At 66.3% G+C, this 16,379-nt stretch carries 17 protein-coding genes; 7 read left to right on the plus strand and 10 right to left on the minus strand.

The genetic code is table 11. The annotated features are described in order from the left end of the window. Positions 1-821 precede the first annotated feature (821 nt). Both OHA42_RS05155 and OHA42_RS05160 read left to right on the plus strand, forming a co-directional pair. Positions 822-1,841 carry an ATP-binding cassette domain-containing protein gene (locus tag OHA42_RS05155; RefSeq protein ID WP_406234998.1) on the plus strand — a complete coding sequence of 340 codons (1,020 nt, stop codon included), beginning with the start codon at positions 822-824 and terminating at the stop codon, positions 1,839-1,841. Positions 1,842-1,876: 35 nt separating this feature from the next. Next, on the plus strand, positions 1,877-2,695 hold the full coding sequence (locus OHA42_RS05160; protein ID WP_406239099.1) for an ABC transporter permease: 819 nt from the start codon (positions 1,877-1,879) through the stop codon (positions 2,693-2,695). Positions 2,696-2,708: 13 nt separating this feature from the next. Here the strand turns inward: OHA42_RS05160 and OHA42_RS05165 are convergent, their stop codons facing one another. Further along, positions 2,709-2,921, minus strand: a complete 213-nt coding sequence (locus tag OHA42_RS05165; protein ID WP_406235000.1) for a hypothetical protein — start codon at positions 2,919-2,921, stop codon at positions 2,709-2,711. A gap of 212 nt (positions 2,922-3,133) precedes the next feature. On the opposite strand from OHA42_RS05165, the gene OHA42_RS05170 reads away from it, so the two are divergent. Together OHA42_RS05170 and OHA42_RS05175 are read left to right on the plus strand one after the other, a co-directional pair. Continuing rightward, positions 3,134-3,661 (plus strand): peptidylprolyl isomerase, encoded by a 528-nt coding sequence (locus OHA42_RS05170; RefSeq protein WP_406235002.1) that lies wholly within the window; start codon positions 3,134-3,136, stop codon positions 3,659-3,661. 4 nt (positions 3,662-3,665) lie between these two features. Further along, positions 3,666-4,538 carry a rhomboid family intramembrane serine protease gene (locus OHA42_RS05175; RefSeq protein WP_406235004.1) on the plus strand — a complete coding sequence of 291 codons (873 nt, stop codon included), beginning with the start codon at positions 3,666-3,668 and terminating at the stop codon, positions 4,536-4,538. Positions 4,539-4,592: 54 nt separating this feature from the next. On the opposite strand, the gene OHA42_RS05180 is transcribed toward OHA42_RS05175, so the two are convergent. Together OHA42_RS05180 and crgA are read right to left on the minus strand one after the other, a co-directional pair. After that, positions 4,593-5,066, minus strand: a complete 474-nt coding sequence (locus tag OHA42_RS05180; protein ID WP_406239100.1) for a PH domain-containing protein — start codon at positions 5,064-5,066, stop codon at positions 4,593-4,595. A gap of 99 nt (positions 5,067-5,165) precedes the next feature. After that, positions 5,166-5,429: a cell division protein CrgA gene (crgA, locus tag OHA42_RS05185; RefSeq protein ID WP_328407784.1), complete on the minus strand. Its 264-nt coding sequence runs from the start codon at positions 5,427-5,429 to the stop codon at positions 5,166-5,168. Positions 5,430-5,634: 205 nt separating this feature from the next. Here crgA and OHA42_RS05190 point away from each other — a divergent pair, with 205 nt between their 5' ends. Genes OHA42_RS05190 through OHA42_RS05200 form a run of 3 tightly spaced genes read left to right on the plus strand, consistent with a single transcriptional unit; the run spans position 5,635 to position 7,444 of the window. Next, positions 5,635-6,279, plus strand: a complete 645-nt coding sequence (locus OHA42_RS05190) for an aminodeoxychorismate/anthranilate synthase component II (RefSeq protein ID WP_406235007.1) — start codon at positions 5,635-5,637, stop codon at positions 6,277-6,279. Beyond that, positions 6,276-6,974 carry a RibD family protein gene (locus OHA42_RS05195; RefSeq protein ID WP_406235009.1) on the plus strand — a complete coding sequence of 233 codons (699 nt, stop codon included), beginning with the start codon at positions 6,276-6,278 and terminating at the stop codon, positions 6,972-6,974. Before OHA42_RS05190 ends, OHA42_RS05195 begins: the two co-directional genes overlap by 4 nt. Continuing rightward, entirely contained in the window at positions 6,974-7,444 is a 471-nt protein-coding gene (locus tag OHA42_RS05200; protein ID WP_406235011.1) for a deaminase, read from the plus strand. Before OHA42_RS05195 ends, OHA42_RS05200 begins: the two co-directional genes overlap by 1 nt. 4 nt (positions 7,445-7,448) lie before the next feature. On the opposite strand, the gene OHA42_RS05205 is transcribed toward OHA42_RS05200, so the two are convergent. The 7 genes from OHA42_RS05205 to OHA42_RS05235 form a co-directional block, all read right to left on the minus strand. Beyond that, on the minus strand, positions 7,449-7,868 hold the full coding sequence (locus OHA42_RS05205) for a CBS domain-containing protein (RefSeq protein WP_379062422.1): 420 nt from the start codon (positions 7,866-7,868) through the stop codon (positions 7,449-7,451). Between the two features lie 121 nt (positions 7,869-7,989). After that, positions 7,990-9,894 (minus strand): Stk1 family PASTA domain-containing Ser/Thr kinase, encoded by a 1,905-nt coding sequence (pknB, locus tag OHA42_RS05210; RefSeq protein ID WP_406235014.1) that lies wholly within the window; start codon positions 9,892-9,894, stop codon positions 7,990-7,992. Next, positions 9,891-11,414: a protein kinase domain-containing protein gene (locus OHA42_RS05215; protein WP_406235016.1), complete on the minus strand. Its 1,524-nt coding sequence runs from the start codon at positions 11,412-11,414 to the stop codon at positions 9,891-9,893. The genes pknB and OHA42_RS05215 overlap by 4 nt, the downstream gene beginning before the upstream one ends. A gap of 37 nt (positions 11,415-11,451) precedes the next feature. Further along, positions 11,452-12,918, minus strand: a complete 1,467-nt coding sequence (locus OHA42_RS05220; protein ID WP_406235018.1) for a peptidoglycan D,D-transpeptidase FtsI family protein — start codon at positions 12,916-12,918, stop codon at positions 11,452-11,454. Further along, complete coding sequence (locus OHA42_RS05225) at positions 12,915-14,405, minus strand: FtsW/RodA/SpoVE family cell cycle protein (RefSeq protein ID WP_406235019.1); 1,491 nt, start codon at positions 14,403-14,405, stop codon at positions 12,915-12,917. The genes OHA42_RS05220 and OHA42_RS05225 overlap by 4 nt, the downstream gene beginning before the upstream one ends. Next, on the minus strand, positions 14,405-15,910 hold the full coding sequence (locus tag OHA42_RS05230; RefSeq protein WP_406235021.1) for a PP2C family protein-serine/threonine phosphatase: 1,506 nt from the start codon (positions 15,908-15,910) through the stop codon (positions 14,405-14,407). Before OHA42_RS05230 ends, OHA42_RS05225 begins: the two co-directional genes overlap by 1 nt. Beyond that, positions 15,907-16,374, minus strand: coding sequence for an FHA domain-containing protein (locus OHA42_RS05235; protein ID WP_364904974.1), 468 nt, complete (start codon positions 16,372-16,374; stop codon positions 15,907-15,909). The genes OHA42_RS05230 and OHA42_RS05235 overlap by 4 nt, the downstream gene beginning before the upstream one ends. Positions 16,375-16,379 lie beyond the last annotated feature (5 nt).

The following is a 16,379-nucleotide window of genomic DNA, read 5'->3' on the forward strand; positions in this document are numbered from 1 at the left end:
CCCGGGGGGGAGGGGCCGACGAGAATGATCCTACGCGATGATCCGTGATTCTGGGTGCGTGGGGATCGCCACTTTCCAAGATTTTTGGGGTTGGCTTATACGGCTGCGGAATGCGGGCTGAGCGCCCGACCGGAGGGTGTCGATCGGCCCCGGGTAGGCGATGGCTTACTGTTTGCCAAAACTGTTGTTGTACAGGAAATTACGTTGCTGCCGTGGGCGCTGATCCGCCATTTCGGTGCGCCTTCAGAAAACATTCCGACCGGTCTCCGTGTGTCATGGATCGCGCGCCCAGGACGTTCCGGGGCAGTGTCGCGGCGGATGAGCCGCGTGTCGCGGCAGCGGGAAAACGGGGCGGCCCGGCACTCGCGGCGACAAGAGTATGTCGTACCCCGATGCGAACATGTGTTCGTGCGAATCGAAGCCTGCCGTAGTGGTGGGAAAACAGCCGAATACCATGACCGACCGCCGGCCCGGCTCCTACGTTCCACGCCGGCGGATCCGCGCCGAGACGAGTACTGCGCACGGCCGAATCGGGTAGTGGGCTACGCGCGATCGAGCAACGAGACGGGCGGGATGATCGAACCGGTCGCATCCCGATCCGGCACCCCCGAGCACCGCCTTGGCCGGGATGCGGCCTCTTCTTTTTTCTCCGGCCCGACTCGGTTCGACCGAGCTGTCGGCAAATCGGATGAAATTGTCGGTGCCCACGGCAATACTGACTCGAGTATCAGTCGGTTACCGGTTCAGCGAATTCGACTCGGCACCGCAGGCCGGCGTCATCAGAAATCCGACATCGACAACTCACGAACGTCAGGAGAATCATGCCCGACGCAATAGTCGCCGAGGGTCTGGTCAAACGCTACGGCCGGCTGGTCGCCCTCGATGGCCTCGACCTATCGGTGCCGGAGGGCACCGTGACCGCACTGCTCGGACCCAATGGTGCAGGTAAGACCACTGCGGTCCGAGTGCTCACCACGCTGCTGATACCGGATGCGGGCCACGCGACCGTCGCAGGCATAGACGTACTGCGCAATCCGCAAGCGTTGCGGTCGCGAATCGGAACGTCGGGTCAGTATGCGGCCGTCGACGAATATCTCACCGGCTTCGAGAATCTGGAAATGGTGGGACGTCTCTATCACATGGGCGTGCAGCGCAGTAAGGAGCGCGCTCGCGAACTACTCGATCGATTCCGACTCACCGACGCGGCAGATCGGCCCGTCAAGGGTTACTCGGGCGGTATGCGGCGCAGGCTCGACCTGGCTGGCGCGCTGGTGGCGAATCCGCCGGTGTTGTTCCTCGACGAGCCCACCACCGGCCTGGATCCCCGGGCGCGTCTCGACCTCTGGGATGTCATCGAGGAATTGGTCGCAGGCGGAACCACATTGCTGCTCACCACGCAGTACATGGAGGAGGCCGACCGGCTGGCCGACGCCATCGCGGTGATCGACCATGGCAAGGTCATCGCTCGCGGCACCGCGGACGAGCTGAAGACCCTGGTCGGCGGCGACCGCATCGAGCTCACCGTCGATCATGCCGACAACCTCGCGACCGCGCAGCAGGCGCTGCAGGGTCTCGCCGACGGCGAGATCCATCTCGAGCCCGGCTTGCGCCGGATCACCGTTCCGGTCAGCGACGGCTCGCAGGCGCTCGTCGACGCCATCGGCTTGCTGACCCAGCACAACGTGCAGATCCACGATGTCGGCCTGCGGCGTCCCTCGCTCGACGACGTCTTCCTGACCCTCACCGGGCACGAGGCCGAGGAGTTGACCAACGGCGACGGTCCCGTCGCATCAGGTCAGCGCGAGGACCGGCTCGAAGCGACGGAAGGAAAGATCCGATGACCGCGGCGACAACGGCGCCCGACCCCAGCATCTCGATGCCCCTCGGTGAACGACTATCGATCGTCTTCAGCGACAGCGTGACCATCGCCAAACGCAATGTCATCAAGATCAAGCGCGTGCCCGATGTGCTGATCTTCTCGACGCTATCGCCGATCATGTTCGTGTTGCTGTTCGCCTACATTTTCGGGTCGGCCATCGAGGTGCCCGGCATGTCGGGCGGCTATCGGGAGTTCTTGATCGCGGGCATCTTCGCGCAGAGCGTGGTGTTCGGCGCGACCTTCACCGGAGCCGGTCTTGCCGAGGATATGCAGAAGGGCATCATCGACCGATTCCGGTCGCTGCCGATGGCGCCGTCGGCGGTGCTGGTCGGCCGGACGCTCAGCGATGTGGTGATCAACGTGGTCAGCCTCGTGGTGATGTCGCTGACCGGTCTTGTCGTCGGCTGGCGGATCCGCGGGTCGTTCCTCGACGCGGTGCTGGCGTACGTGCTGTTACTGCTGTTCGCCTATGCGGTGTCGTGGATCATGGCCGTCGTCGGACTGCTGGTCCGGGCGCCGGAGGTGTTCAACAACGCCAGCTTCATGGTGATTTTCCCGCTGACATTTCTCGCCAACACATTCGTGCCGTTGGAGAACCTGCCGACGGTGCTGCGGGTATTCGCCGAATGGAATCCGGTGTCCGCGGTCACCCAGGCCACTCGCGAACTGTATGGCAACACCAGCCCGATGGCGCCGCAATCGGACGCCTGGTCGATGCAGCATCCGGTGGTGACGACGCTGGCCTGGGTGGTGATCATCCTGCTCGTGTTCATCCCGCTGGCTCTGCGTCAGTACAAGCGGACCGTGAGCCGCTGACCGAAAGTCGAGATCAGCGACCGTTGTCCGCGCCGGCTTCCGCCAGGGGAGTCGGCGCGGAGCCATTGCGGGAGTATCCGATCCGCGGCGGTGCCGGGGCGGGCTCCTGGGCCTGCGGTCGCTTGCTGCGCACCAGCCAGGCCACGCCACCCGCCAGTGCGACAAGGGCCGCGACCAATAGCCGGTTACGAGTACGTGCAGATACGTGAAGGCGCCCCAAGGTCATTCGACCACTCTGGCACAACCCCGCGATTCGCGCAGAATTGCAAAGATGACGACTGGTCTCGGTGATACTTGGGTAACTCACCAGGTACGCCCAGAGATCGGCCCCGCATTCAACCGCCGGCCGCCGCGGAACGTTCGGCGCACTTGCAGATCGGCAAAAGACGCGGAGCCCGGTTCCCTGCGCAGGCGCCCGAGCGTGGCACGATGGGCGGCGTGACCTCACCGAATCAGACCGCTGTTGCGACGCTGCACACCAACCACGGTGATATCAAGATCTCGCTCTTCGGCAACCATGCTCCGAAGACGGTGCGGAACTTCGTCGGCCTCGCCGACGGCACTGCCGAGTACACGACGGAGAACGCGAGCGGTGGTACCTCCGGACCGTTCTACGACGGCGCGGTCTTCCACCGGGTGATGGACGGCTTCATGATCCAGGGCGGCGACCCGACCGGCACCGGTCGCGGCGGACCCGGCTACGAATTCGGTGACGAATTCCACCCGGAACTGCGCTTCGACCGCGGCTACCTGTTGGCGATGGCCAACGCGGGACCGGCGACCAACGGGTCGCAGTTCTTCATCACCGTAGGCCCGCAGCCGCATCTGAACCGCAAGCACACGATCTTCGGCGAGGTCGTCGATCCGGATTCGCGCAAGGTCGTCGATGCCATCGCCACCACGCCGACCGATCGCAACGACCGTCCGAAGGAACCTGTCGAAATCTCGAAGATCACGATCGAATAGACCGATGAACGCTCAGCCGCCCGCACCGACCTGTGTCCGCCACCCCGATCGCCCGACGGGCCTGGCCTGCACGCGTTGTGGGCGGCCCGCTTGCCCCGAATGTCTGCGACCCGCCGCCGTCGGCCAGCACTGCGTCGACTGCCTGCGCCAGGAGCAGCGCGATGTGCCCCAAGTGCGGACAGTCGCCGGTGCGCCCGCCGCACAGAAACCGATCCCTTACGTCACCTATGCGCTGATCGCGGTGAACGTGCTGGTGTTCGCGGTGACCGCGGCCCAGTCGCGCAGCCTGGTGGACAACTACAACGGGTCTCAGCTGTTCCGGCGCTGGGTACTGGTTCCGCACCTCGTCGCCGACGGTGACTGGGTGCGCGTGATCGGATCGGGGTTCCTGCATTACGGCCCGATCCATCTGATGCTCAACATGTTCGCGCTGTATGTGGTCGGCCGGGATGCTGAGCTGGTGCTCGGACGGCTGCGCTATCTCGCGGTCTATCTCGTCTCGCTGCTCGGTGGGTCCGCGGCCGTGATGGTTCTCGCGCAGAACAGTGCGACAGCCGGTGCGTCCGGTGCGGTGTACGGCCTGTTCGGTGCGATCACGGTGATCCTGATCCGATTGCGGCAGAACCCCAATCAGATGTTGATCCTTATCGGCATCAACATCTTCATCAGCTTCTCGCTGCCCGGCATCTCCATGTGGGGCCACCTCGGCGGTCTGAGCGCGGGCACCCTTGCGACACTCGGCATCCTGTTCCTCCCGGCTTGGCTGCGCGCGAAGTCACAGGAGACCGCGGGCCTCATCGGCTGGCTGGCGATCGCCGCGCTCGCAGTCGCCGCGCTGTCGGTGACCGGTGTTGTAGCGGCATCGCTCGCCGCCTGACGGGCCCCGCACTGTCCGGCTTCACGTGAAACGGCGCTGCTAGCGGCAGCGCTGCTAGTAAGCGGTCGGCTGCGCAAGCCCGTGTTCGACCAGCGTGTCGAAGACGTCCACGGGGCTCGCGCCGAGATCCCAACGGCCGAAGATCAGCAGCCGCTCGGCACCGTCGTGCTGCACGTCGATCTCCAGCATGGGCGTTTTGCGGCCGAGACGGCGATAGCTGACCACGCGGGCACGCACGATCTGATCGCGGGTGTATTCGGTTGGGCCGACCAGGCTGCGCACCACAAGGCGCGGCTGCGGACCCGGGGTCACCGAGAGCCGTGGTCGCTGGCGGAAGCCGAGCCCGGCAAGCACGAGCAGTCCCACCGCGGCCAGTCCGATGAGCAGCCTGCTCGCGGCCTCATCGGCCAGGACCGCGGCGCCCGCCAAGACCACGCCGCCCACCGTGACCGCGATCAGGGCGGGGGTGGGAGTGGTCCAGGCGATGCGTGGGTCAGGTGTCCCGGACTGTGGACTTTCGGGATGCATGAGCCGCTTTCCCCAATCGTTCCTCGAGTTGTCCACAGGGTCATCCACAGGTGTGAATGAATGACACGTCTGTAATCCGGGGTTCGAGCGCGCGAAACCTCAGCGCCACCGCATGGTCATGATCAGACCGACGACCATGAGGCCGAAGCCGATCAGGAAGTTCCAGGCGCCGAGATCGGCCATCCAGCCGATCTTGTCGTTTGCCAGGTAGTAGACGAGCAGCCACACCAGCCCGGCGAGCATGAAGCCGAGCATGATGGCGACGTACCAGACCGGGGACGGCCCGGCCTTCACCTTCACCGGCGTCCGGCTGGCAGGGTTGATCGTATAGTCGGTCTTCTTACGGACCTTCGACTTGGGCATGACGTCCTCGTGTTCGGCGTGCAGGTCGGTACCGGCAGGACAAGCGACAGTGGAGTTGGGTCGAGCACCACCCGCCGCGACGTCCGATCCGGGGTCAGCCGGGACCGGTCCGGGCGAGGCTGAAGTCCCCTCCGGTGTGCCTCTAGGCTATCCCAACTGGTAATGGATGCGACGCTCTGCCATACGGCCACGTAATCTCGATCTCATGCGTGTATTGGTCGTCGACAATTACGACAGCTTCGTATTCAACCTGGTGCAGTACCTCGGCCAGCTTGGCGTCGAGGCCGTTGTCTGGCGCAACGACGACCCGCAATTGGCCGATGTGGACGCCGTCGCGGCCGAATACGACGGCATTTTGATCAGCCCCGGCCCCGGCTCGCCGGACCGCGCGGGCGCGAGCATCGACCTGGTACACGCCTGCGCGCGCCAGCTCACCCCACTGCTCGGAGTGTGCCTCGGCCATCAGGCGATCGGGGAAGCGTTCGGCGCCACCGTCACCCGCGCGCCGGAGTTGCTGCACGGAAAGACCAGTTCGGTATTCCACCTCGGCGTCGGGGTGCTCGCGGGCCTGCCCGACCCGTTCACCGCGACCAGGTATCACTCACTCACCGTCCTCGAAGCAACGATCCCCGACGAGATCGAGGTGATCGGTCGCACCGAGAGCGGGATAGTGATGGCCATGCGGCACCGCACGCTGCCGATCCACGGCGTGCAGTTCCATCCCGAATCGGTGCTGACCCAGGGTGGGCATCGGATGCTGGCGAACTGGCTCGAGGTCTGTGGCCAACGTCCTCCCGAGGGCCTGGTGGAGATTCTCGAGGCGGAGGTCGCGTCCTTGGTGTCCCAGTGACGCGGCCATATGTCCTGCTTTCGGTCGCGGTCAGCGTCGACGGCTACATCGATGACGCCGGCCCCGAGCGATTGCGGCTCTCGGACGACGCCGACTTCGATCGGGTCGATCAGGTGCGCGCGGAATCCGACGCCATCCTGATCGGCGCCGAAACGCTGCGCCGCGACAATCCACGCCTGCTCGTCAACGACCCGGACCGGCGGGCCGAACGGATCGCGGCCGCGGGCAAGCCCGAGTATCCGCTCAAAATCACCGTCACCGCGAGCGGCGATCTGGACCCCGAGCTGAAGTTCTGGCACCACGGCGGGGACAAACTCGTCTACACCACCGAGGCCGGCGCGACGCGGCTCGGTGACAGGTTGCGCGGTCTCGCCGAGGTGGCCGTCCTCGGCGCCGATATTGATCTCGGCGCGCTGCTCGATGATCTCGGTCGCCGCGGTATCGCCCGCCTCATGGTGGAGGGCGGCACCCGAATCCACACCGCATTCCTCGCGGCCGACCTCGCGGACGAGCTGCACATGGCCATCGCGCCGATTCTCGTCGGCGACCAGGCCGCGCCCCGCTTCCTCAACCCCGCCGCATATCCGGGCGCTCCGCGCCGGCGGATGCAGCTGGCCGATATCGCCAGGATCGGCGACATCGCCCTGCTCATCTATCTCCCCAAGGCGACCACCGACATCACGCAGGACCGGTGATGACGAAAGCTCCCCACGCGCACGAACAGGACCGCCAGTTCATGCACCGGGCAATCGAACTGGCCCGAATGTGCCCACCCAGCGACACCGCCTTCTCGGTCGGCGCGGTCATCGTGGTCGACGGCGCGGAGATCGCTACCGGGTACTCCAGGGAGACCGATGCCAAGGTCCACGCCGAGGAGTCCGCGTTCGGCAAGCTCGACGCGGATGATCCCCGGCTGGCCACGGCGACGATCTACAGCACGCTGGAACCCTGTTCCCAGCGCGCCACCCCGACACGGCTGCCGTGCACCGACAGAATCCTGGCGGCCCGGGTGCCCCGCGTTGTCATCGCCTGGCGGGAACCGACGACCTTCGTCACCAACTGTGTCGGTGTGGAGAAATTACGGCAGCACGGCGTCGAGGTGCTCGAGCTGCCCGACCTGGCCGAGGCGGCCATGTCGATGAATCGGCACCTGGATTTGCGCTAGCGGGTCAGGGCCTGCCGTAGACGGCTGTCACGAACTCGCCGAGCTGGTTGTCGTCGAGGTGCCTGGCCAGGTCGGCTTCGCTGATCATGCCGACGAGGCGCTTGCGCTCGATCACCGGCATCCGCTTGATTCGGTGGCTCTCCATTTCGTCGAGCACCTCATCGATATCGGCGTCGGCGTCGATCCAGCGCGGCGTCGATTCGCACAGCTCTTCGGCTCGGGTGGTGGCAGGCGGCCTGCCCTGAGCGATGCATTTCACGACGATGTCGCGGTCGGTGATGATCCCGCACATCCGCTCGTTCTCACCTGCGATCACCAGAGACCCGACCCCGAGTTCGGCCATGATCCGGGCGGCCTTGCCGACGGTGTCGTCCTTGGAGATCCACTGGGCCCCGGGCTTCATGATGTCCCTGGCAGTGGTCATTGGGCTACCTCCTCGTATGCAGCGTCCTTGGATGGAGCAGCTGATGGGATGAAGCAGCCTCATTCTCGCCCGGACAACACCGACCGGTTTGTGTTTTCGGGTTATCCGGGCGAGCTCGTTATCAGGGCGGTCCGAGGACTCCGGTGCTGATCGCGACCGTGCCGTTCTTCGCGATCGAGGAACCGGCCGCGGGCTGCTGGCCGAGGATGCGGCCCACACTGCTGGTGTCGAAAGTGCCCTGGGTGGACTGATTGATCTGGCCCACGGTTCCGGTCCAACCGGCTTGGCGCAATCTATCCAGCGCCGCGGCGGGGGTCAGGCCGATCAGCGACGGCATGGTGATCTGGTCACCGGTGGAGATCTGCACGGTCACCGCGGAGCCCTTGTCGGCGGTGCTGCCACCTGCCGGGAAGGTCCCGATCACCTCGCCCTTGGGCTTCGATGACTGAACCTCTTGCACGACTACCTTGAAGCCATTGCCCTCGATGTTCGGCTGTGCGATGTCGATCGATTGGCCGAGGACGTTGGGTACCCGTACCGCTTCCGGGCCCGTGCCGATGGTGATGATGACGGGCGAACCCACGTCGACCTTGGAACCCGGCGACGTGTTCTGGTCGATGACCGTGTCCTTCTCGGTACTACTCGAGGCCTTGCGTTGCACGTCGGGACTGAGCTGCAATCCGATGGAATTGAGCTTCTGCTCAGCCTGCTGCTGATTGAGTCCTGTCAGCCTCGGCACCTGCACCTGGGCCGGCCCGGTGGAGATCTGAACGGTGATGGTGCTGCCCTCGGCCACCCGGGAACCGCCGAGCGGCTGGGTCGAGATGACATTACCGGTGGCGACCTTGCTGTCCGGCTTCTGCTGGATGGCCACGGTGAAGCCGAGCTTCTGCAGCGTCTCCTGGGCTTGCTGTTGCGACTTGCTCGAAAGATCGGGCACCGCAATCTGATCCGGCTTGCTTCCCGGCCCGATCAGCACCCAGAACAGGGCGAAGGCCACCGCGACCGCGGCGGCGGCGCCGACCGCTATGTAGATGTTGCGACGCGGGTCCGATGGCTCCGCCGGTTCCTGCTCGGCGGTGTCGTCGTTGCGCTCGACGGTGCGGAAGGTGCGCGGCGGCGGTTCGTTGGCGCCGAGGATCGTGGTGCGGTCCTCGTCGGTCATCACCATCGGCGCGCTCGGCTTCTGCCCACCGAGCACCCGGATCAGGTCGCCGCGCATCTCGGCGGCGGTCTGGTACCGGTTGGCCGGATTTTTGCTCATCGCCTTGAGCACAACGGAGTCCAGCTCGCGGGGCACCCCGGAGTGCACATGCGAAGGCAGCCGCGGATCCTCGCGCACATGCTGGTAGGCCACCGCGACCGGCGAGTCACCCGTGAAAGGCGGTTCGCCGGTGAGGATCTCGAACAGCACACAGCCGACGGAATACACGTCGGAGCGGGCGTCGACGGTCTCGCCACGCGCCTGCTCGGGTGAAAGATATTGCGCGGTGCCGATGACCGCCGCGGTCTGGGTCATCGGGTTGGCGGCGTCGGCGATCGCGCGGGCGATGCCGAAGTCCATCACCTTCACCGCGCCTGCGCGATTGATCATGATGTTGGCCGGCTTCATGTCCCGGTGCACGATCCCGGCCTTGTGGCTGAAATCCAGTGCCGCACAGACGTCGGCGACGACCTCCATGGCCCGGCGCGGTGGCATCGGGCCCTTGCCGCGCACGATATCGCGCAGCGTGTCGCCGTCGACGTACTCCATCACGATGTACGGCAGCGGCCCACCGTCGACCTCGGCCTCGCCGGTGTCGTACACCGCAACGATCGCCGGATGATTCAACGCGGCCGCGTTCTGCGCTTCCCGCTTGAAGCGCAGATAGAACGTGGGGTCACGGGCGAGGTCCGCGCGCAGCACCTTGATCGCCACGTCGCGGCTCAGCCGCAGATCGCGGGCCTTGTGCACCTCGGACATGCCGCCGAACCCGATGATCTCGCCAAGCTCGTAGCGCGAGGAGAGGTTCTTTGGGGTCGTCATGGCTGTCCTTGCGGAGGAGGGGCTGCGCCGAGGGTGCCCGAGGGTCCTCGGGCACCGGGACTATCCGGAAATGGTGGGGCGAGCGTGGGGAAGCGCGACCTGGTGGTGGTTGGCGCTGTTGTCTTCGGTGGTTTTGTCGTGCTCGGCGCCGTGGTGCTCGGTGCGGGCGTCGTGGTCGGCGGTTCTGTGGTGGTGGTCGGCGGTTCCGTTGTCGTCGGCGGCACCGTTGTCGGCTGCTGCGTCGGTGGCGGCTCCACCGGCTTCGGTGTCGTAGTGACTGGTGGTGGCGGTGGTGGCAGTGGCACCGTAGTCGGCACCACCGTCGTGGTCACGGGCTTCACCGTGTTCGGATTGGTGTCGCCGCCGAACAGCAGGTAGGTGACGACGCCGCCGAGGATCAGCGCACCGATACCGAGCCCGCCGAGCCACTTCTGCGTCGAGGTGAACCGCTGGCCGTTGCCCGGTGGTGTCGCGGGACCCGCCGCCGTCGAACTCAGCACGGTCGCCGGTGCTGCTGCGTGTGCCGCGCCCACGGGCTGACTCGGGGTCGAATAGCGAACCGCCGGGCCGTTGTCGTAGCTGTGCTGCCCGGACGGCAGCATCACCGTCGGGCCGGGCGGTAGCACCCGGGTCGCGCCCGTGGTGAGCGGTCCCGCACCCGATGCGGCGCCGCTCGGCGATGGTGGCCGGCGTCCGGCGCGGACGGCGGCGACAGCGTCGGCGAACTCGCCGCCGCGTGCGTACCGGCGTCCCGGCTCCTTGGCCATCGTGATCTCGATGAGTTCACGCACGTTGGCGGGCAGATCCGCGGGCATGGGCGGCGGGGTATCGCGCACATGCTTCATCGCGACGGTGATCGCGCCATCGCCGGTGAAGGGCCGCTGGCCGGCCAGCGCCTCGTAACCGACAACACCGAGGGAGTACACGTCGCTCGCGGAGGTGGCGTCCTCGCCGACCGCCTGCTCCGGCGCGATGTACTGCGCCGTGCCCATCACCATGCCGGTCTTGGTCACGGGGGAGGCATCGACCGCCTTGGCGATGCCGAAGTCGGTGATCTTCACCTGACCGGTCGGCGTCACCAGGATATTGCCCGGCTTCACATCGCGGTGCACGACGCCGGCCTGGTGCGCGACCTCCAGTGCGCGGCCGGTCTGCTCCAGCATGTCCAGACCCTGGACGACCGAGAGCCTGCCGAGCCGGTTGAGCACCGTGTTGAGCGGTTCGCCCTGGACCAGTTCCATCACCAGGTAGGCGGTCTCGCCGCCACTGGGGTCCAAGGTCTCGCCGTAGTCGTAGATTCCGGCGATACCAGGATGATTCAGCTGGGCGGTGGTCTTCGCCTCGGTGCGGAACCGGTGCCGAAAGGTGGGGTCGGCGGAGAACTCCGACTTGAGCACCTTGACGGCCACCCGGCGATCCAAGCGCGTGTCGAGCGCCTCCCAGACCTGACCCATTCCGCCCGTGGCAATCAGGCGTTGCAGCCGGTACCGGTCGGCGATCATCGCGCCGTTGTTCAGCATCGGGGCCCCCGTACATTCACTCGCACGTTCATATCCTTCAGCTGCCTCGCAGTCCGGCATCCAGCACTGCACGCGCGACGGGCGCGGCTACCGAGCCACCGGTGGCGGCCAGCGCCCGGTCTCCGCCGTTCTCCACGATGACCGCGATGGCGATTTTCGGGTTCTGCGCGGGGGCGAACGCGATGTACCAGGCGTGCGGTGGGGTGCTGCGCGGATTGCTACCGTGCTCGGCCGTGCCGGTCTTGGAAGCGATCTGGTACCGGGACTGGCCGCCGCCGGCGGTGTTCTGCTCCGAGGCCACCATCAGGTTGGTCAGCGTCGACGCTACCTGGGCGCTGACGGCTTGGCCCACCGAGACGGGCTTGGGCTTGGACAGCTCGCTCAGGTCCGGGCCTTGCAGTTGTTCGATCAGCTGCGGCTCCATCCGGACGCCGCCGTTGGCGATGGTTGCCGCGATGACCGCGTTGTCCAACGGCGTGAGCGCGACGTCGCGTTGTCCGATGCTGCTCTGGCCGAGTGCCGCGTTGTCCGAGATCGTCCCGACGGTGCTCTCGGCGACCGGGATCGGGATGCCGCGGTGTGCACCGATCCCGAAGGCGGCCGCCTCGTCCTTGAGGTTCGCGGCCCCGACCTTGAGTCCGAGTTCGACGAACGCGGTGTTGCAGGACAACCGGAATGCGTCGTACAGCGACGCGGTCGGGCCGCCGCCGCAGGTGGAGCCGTTGTAGTTCTCCAGCGTGGTGGTGGTGCCAGGCAGGGTGATGTTGGGCGCCGCGGTGAATTGATCCTCCGGGGTCGCCGTTCTATTGGCCAGTGCGGCCGCGGTGACGACCACCTTGAAGGTGGATCCAGGCGGATAGGTCTGCGAGACAGCGCGATTGAGCATCGGCTGACGTGGGTCGGTGCTCAGCATCTCCCATTCCTTGGTGCCACTGGCACCGTCGTGCCCGGACAGCAGGTTGGGATCGTAGCTGGGTGTGGAGACCATCGTGAGAACTTTGCCGGTGCTCGGCTCGATTGCCACTACCGAACCGGTGTAGCCCTTGCTGGTCAGCTGGTCGTAGGCGACCTTCTGCATCGCCGGATTCAACGTGGTGAGCACGTTGCCGCCGCGCGGATCGCGACCGGAGATCATGTCGATCAGGCGGCGCCCGAACAGTTGGCTGTCGGAACCGTTGAGCACCGAGTCCTCGGCGCGTTCCAGGCCGGTGCTGCCGTACTGCATCGAGTAGAAGCCGGTGACCGGCGCGTACGCCTGCGGGTCTTCGGGATAGGTGCGCAGGTACTTGTAGCGGTCCTCGGTGGCGACCGAGTTGGCGAGCACCGTGCCACGCGCCGAGATCTGCCCGCGCTGGCGGGCGTACTCGTCCAACAGCACCCGGGAGTTACGTGGGTCGCTCCGGTAGTCGTCGGCCTTGATGACCTGCACGTAGGTGGCATTGATCAGCAGCGCGACGATCATCAACATCACCGCCATCGCGACCCGCCGTAGGGGCGTGTTCATTCCTGGGGCCTCGCTTCCGATCGGCCCGCTTCGGCGGACTTGCGCAGCAGCTCCGTCGGCGCGTCCGCGATCGGCGCAGGCTCCTTCTTGCGGGCCGGTGCGGGGGCGCGTGCGGCGTCGGAAACCTTGATCAGCAACGCGAGCAGCGCGTAGTTGGCCAGCAGCGACGAACCGCCGTAGGACATGAACGGGGTGGTGAGGCCGGTCAGCGGAATGAGCTTGGTGACGCCGCCGACCACGACGAACACCTGGATCGCGATGGTGAACGACAGGCCGGCGGCCAGCAGCTTGCCGAAGCTGTCGCGGACGGCGAGTGCGGTGCGCAGGCCTCGCACGATGAATACCAGAAACAGCAGCAGCACCGCGGCGAGCCCGATCAGACCGAGCTCCTCACCGATGGTGGTGATGATGAAGTCGGTCTTGGCGAAGGGCACCTGCGAGGGCCGGCCGCTGCCGAGGCCGGTGCCCGCGAGGCCACCGGTCGCGAGCCCGAACAGCGACTGCGAAATCTGGTAGCCGGTGTTGCTGTAGTCCGCGAACGGATCCAGCCAGGTGTGCGTGCGCACTCGCACATGGCCGAAGGCCTGGTAGGCGAAGAAGAATCCCACCGCGAGCAGGCCGCCGCCGATGACGAGCCAGCCGACGCGTTCGGTGGCGATGTAGAGCATCACCAGCACGGTGCTGAAGATCAACAACGAAGTGCCGAGGTCCTTTTCGAAGACCAGCACGCAGATGCAGACGATCCAGACCACCAGGATCGGACCGAGGTCGCGCCCGCGCGGGAATTCCATGCCGAGGAAATGCCGCCCGGCCGCGGTGAACAGATCGCGCTTGGCCACCAGTACCGAGGCGAAGAAGATGATGAGCAGGATCTTCGCGAATTCACCCGGCTGCACACTGAATCCCGGCAATCTGATCCAGATCTTGGCGCCGTTGGTCTCCGAATACGCTCCTGGCAGCAATGCCGGAATCGCCAGCGCGACAAGGCCCAACAGACCTAGGGTGTAGTTGTAGCGGGCCAGCGTGCGGTAGTCGCGCAGCACGATCAACAGCGCGATGAACACCACCATCCCGAGGCCGGTCCACATGATCTGCTGGTTGGCGTCGGGGGAGGGGATCGCCGAGGAGTTGTATTCGGCGGTCTGCGCGTCGGCGAGATCGAGGCGATGGATCAACACCAATCCGAGGCCGTTGAGCAGGGCGACGATCGGTAGTAGCAGTGGGTCGGCGAACGGCGCGAAGCGGCGCACCGCAAGATGCGCGACCGCGAACAGCGCGAAGAACGCCAGCCCGTATTTGGCGATATCCCAGGTGACCGACTGCTCCTGGCTGGCTTCGACCAGAAACAGGGCTGCGGTCGTGATGACCCCCGCCACGGCCAGTAAGAGCAATTCGACGTTGCGTCGGGTGGATGGCGGCGGCGCGGGTGCGAAGCCGCCGGGGGGACTGGGAAAAGCCCCAGCGGTCGGCGGTGCCGGTGCGGACATCAGTCCGTCACCCGGCAGGTCTCCCCCGCGATCTGGGGGTTCGCCGCCGCAGTCGACGTCGGCGCCGTCGGCTCCGACTTGGTCGGCGTCTTGACGTCGGTACCCCTGGTTTCACCCGGATTCGGTTCGGTCCCCGCGGGCGGCGGCGGGTTCTCACTCGGGGTGGGCGCCGGGCCGCCGGTCGAGGCCGGCGGCGGCGCCACGGGTGGCACAACTCCTGGCTGCGGGGCCTGCTCACGGACCGGGCACGGCGGCAGCAGCTCGTCCTGTGCGAGGACCTTCATCTGGTCCTTGGCCTTGTCCAGTGAAGTCGGCGGCAGGCCACGGTCCACTTGGGTGCGCCCGGTGGACTTGAGATCGGCGGCCTTCAGCACCCGGCAGCCAGGGGGCAGATCTTGGCCGGGCTGCTCCAGGGTGAGTTCACCGGAGGATTTGACGCAGCCGACCAGATCGACCTCGTGGATCGAATACCCGAGCACCGAACCGGGCAGCCCGCGCAGGATCACCACTTGGCCGTTGTCCGCGGCAACGTAATAGTTGCTGCGAATCATCTTGTAGCCGACCAGCAGACCGACGAATACGGCCACCACCAGGGCGATCGCGAGCACGATCCAGCGCAGCCTGTGCGACTTGCCCTTCGCGGGCGGCTCCGGCGCTGCCGCGGCACGCCGTGGCGCCGCGCGCGGCGGACGCATGGCGGCCGCCCGGCCTGCCGCGGTGTTCGGCGGCGGGGTGTCCTCGTCCTGACCGGAGGCGGCGCCCGCGACGATGGGATGGCTCTGCCCGTAGTCGAGATCGATGACATCGGCGACGACGACGGTCACGTTGTCCGGCCCGCCACTGCGCAAGGCCAGCTCGATGAGCCGGTCGGCACATTCGTCCTGGCTGCCCTCGCGCATGGTGTTGGCGATCGTCTCGTCGCTGACCACGTCGGACAGGCCGTCGGAGCACAGCAGATAGCGATCACCGGCGCGAGCCTCGCGCATGATCAGCGTCGGCTCGATCTCGTTGCCGGTGAGGGCACGCATGATCAGTGAGCGTTGCGGATGGGTGTGCGCCTGCTCGGCGGTGATCCGGCCCTCGTCGACCAGTGACTGGACGAACGTGTCGTCTCTGGTGATCTGGGTCAGCTCGCCACCGCGCAATAGGTACGCGCGGGAGTCGCCGATGTGGACGAGGCCGAGTTTCTTGCCCGCGAACAGGATTGCGGTGAGCGTGGTGCCCATGCCATCGAGTTCGGGCTCTTCCTCGACGTGGTCGGCGATCGCGGCATTGCCCTCGTGGGTGGCTGCGTCGAGCTTGCCGAGGAGGTCGTCGCCGGGCTCGTCGTCGTCGAGATGCGCCAGTGCGGCGATCATCAACTGGGAGGCCACCTCGCCCGCGGCATGGCCACCCATGCCGTCGGCCAGTGCGAGCAGGCGTGCGCCCGCGTAGACGGAGTCCTCGTTGTTGCCTCGGACAAGACCGCGGTCGCTACGTGCTGCGTAGCGGAGAACAAGTGTCACGATCGCAGCTCGATCACTGTTTTGCCGACACGGACGGGAGTTCCGAGTGGAACTCGGACTGCGGTAGTGACTTTCGCGCGGTCGAGGTAGGTGCCGTTCGTCGAGCCGAGATCCTCGACGTACCAGTCGTCACCGCGCGGAGACAACCGCGCGTGTCTGGTGGAGGCGTAATCATCTGTGAGTACCAGCGTGGAATCGTCCGCCCGCCCGATCAGCACCGGTTGGGTGCTGAGCGAGATGCGGGTGCCGGCGAGTGAACCTTGAGTCACCACAAGATATTTGGCGCCCTTCTGGCCTCGGCTGAAGGAAGGCAGCACCGCGGAACCGCGTGCGGCCCTGGGCTGGATCCGTATGCCGGATGCCGCGTAGATGTCGCTGCGCAAGGTCCGCAGTACCGCCCACACGAACAGCCATAGCAGCAGCAGGAACCCCGCACGGGTCAATTGCAAGATCAATCCCTGCACGGCGT

The organism is Nocardia sp. NBC_01009, from assembly GCF_045208035.1.
Classification (GTDB): Bacteria; Actinomycetota; Actinomycetes; order Mycobacteriales; family Mycobacteriaceae; genus Nocardia.

Coding starts and splice junctions, on each gene's coding strand:
- OHA42_RS05200 (WP_406235011.1), top strand. CDS start 6,974: ATGACGAAAGCTCCCCACGCGCACGAACAGGACCGCCAGTTCATGCAC.
- crgA (WP_328407784.1), bottom strand. CDS start 5,429: ATGCCCAAGTCGAAGGTCCGTAAGAAGACCGACTATACGATCAACCCT.
- OHA42_RS05220 (WP_406235018.1), bottom strand. CDS start 12,918: ATGAACACGCCCCTACGGCGGGTCGCGATGGCGGTGATGTTGATGATC.
- OHA42_RS05215 (WP_406235016.1), bottom strand. CDS start 11,414: ATGCTGAACAACGGCGCGATGATCGCCGACCGGTACCGGCTGCAACGC.
- OHA42_RS05160 (WP_406239099.1), top strand. CDS start 1,877: ATGCCCCTCGGTGAACGACTATCGATCGTCTTCAGCGACAGCGTGACC.
- pknB (WP_406235014.1), bottom strand. CDS start 9,894: ATGACGACCCCAAAGAACCTCTCCTCGCGCTACGAGCTTGGCGAGATC.
- OHA42_RS05180 (WP_406239100.1), bottom strand. CDS start 5,066: ATGCATCCCGAAAGTCCACAGTCCGGGACACCTGACCCACGCATCGCC.
- OHA42_RS05190 (WP_406235007.1), top strand. CDS start 5,635: ATGCGTGTATTGGTCGTCGACAATTACGACAGCTTCGTATTCAACCTG.
- OHA42_RS05175 (WP_406235004.1), top strand. CDS start 3,666: ATGAACGCTCAGCCGCCCGCACCGACCTGTGTCCGCCACCCCGATCGC.
- OHA42_RS05205 (WP_379062422.1), bottom strand. CDS start 7,868: ATGACCACTGCCAGGGACATCATGAAGCCCGGGGCCCAGTGGATCTCC.
- OHA42_RS05225 (WP_406235019.1), bottom strand. CDS start 14,405: ATGTCCGCACCGGCACCGCCGACCGCTGGGGCTTTTCCCAGTCCCCCC.
- OHA42_RS05155 (WP_406234998.1), top strand. CDS start 822: ATGCCCGACGCAATAGTCGCCGAGGGTCTGGTCAAACGCTACGGCCGG.
- OHA42_RS05165 (WP_406235000.1), bottom strand. CDS start 2,921: ATGACCTTGGGGCGCCTTCACGTATCTGCACGTACTCGTAACCGGCTA.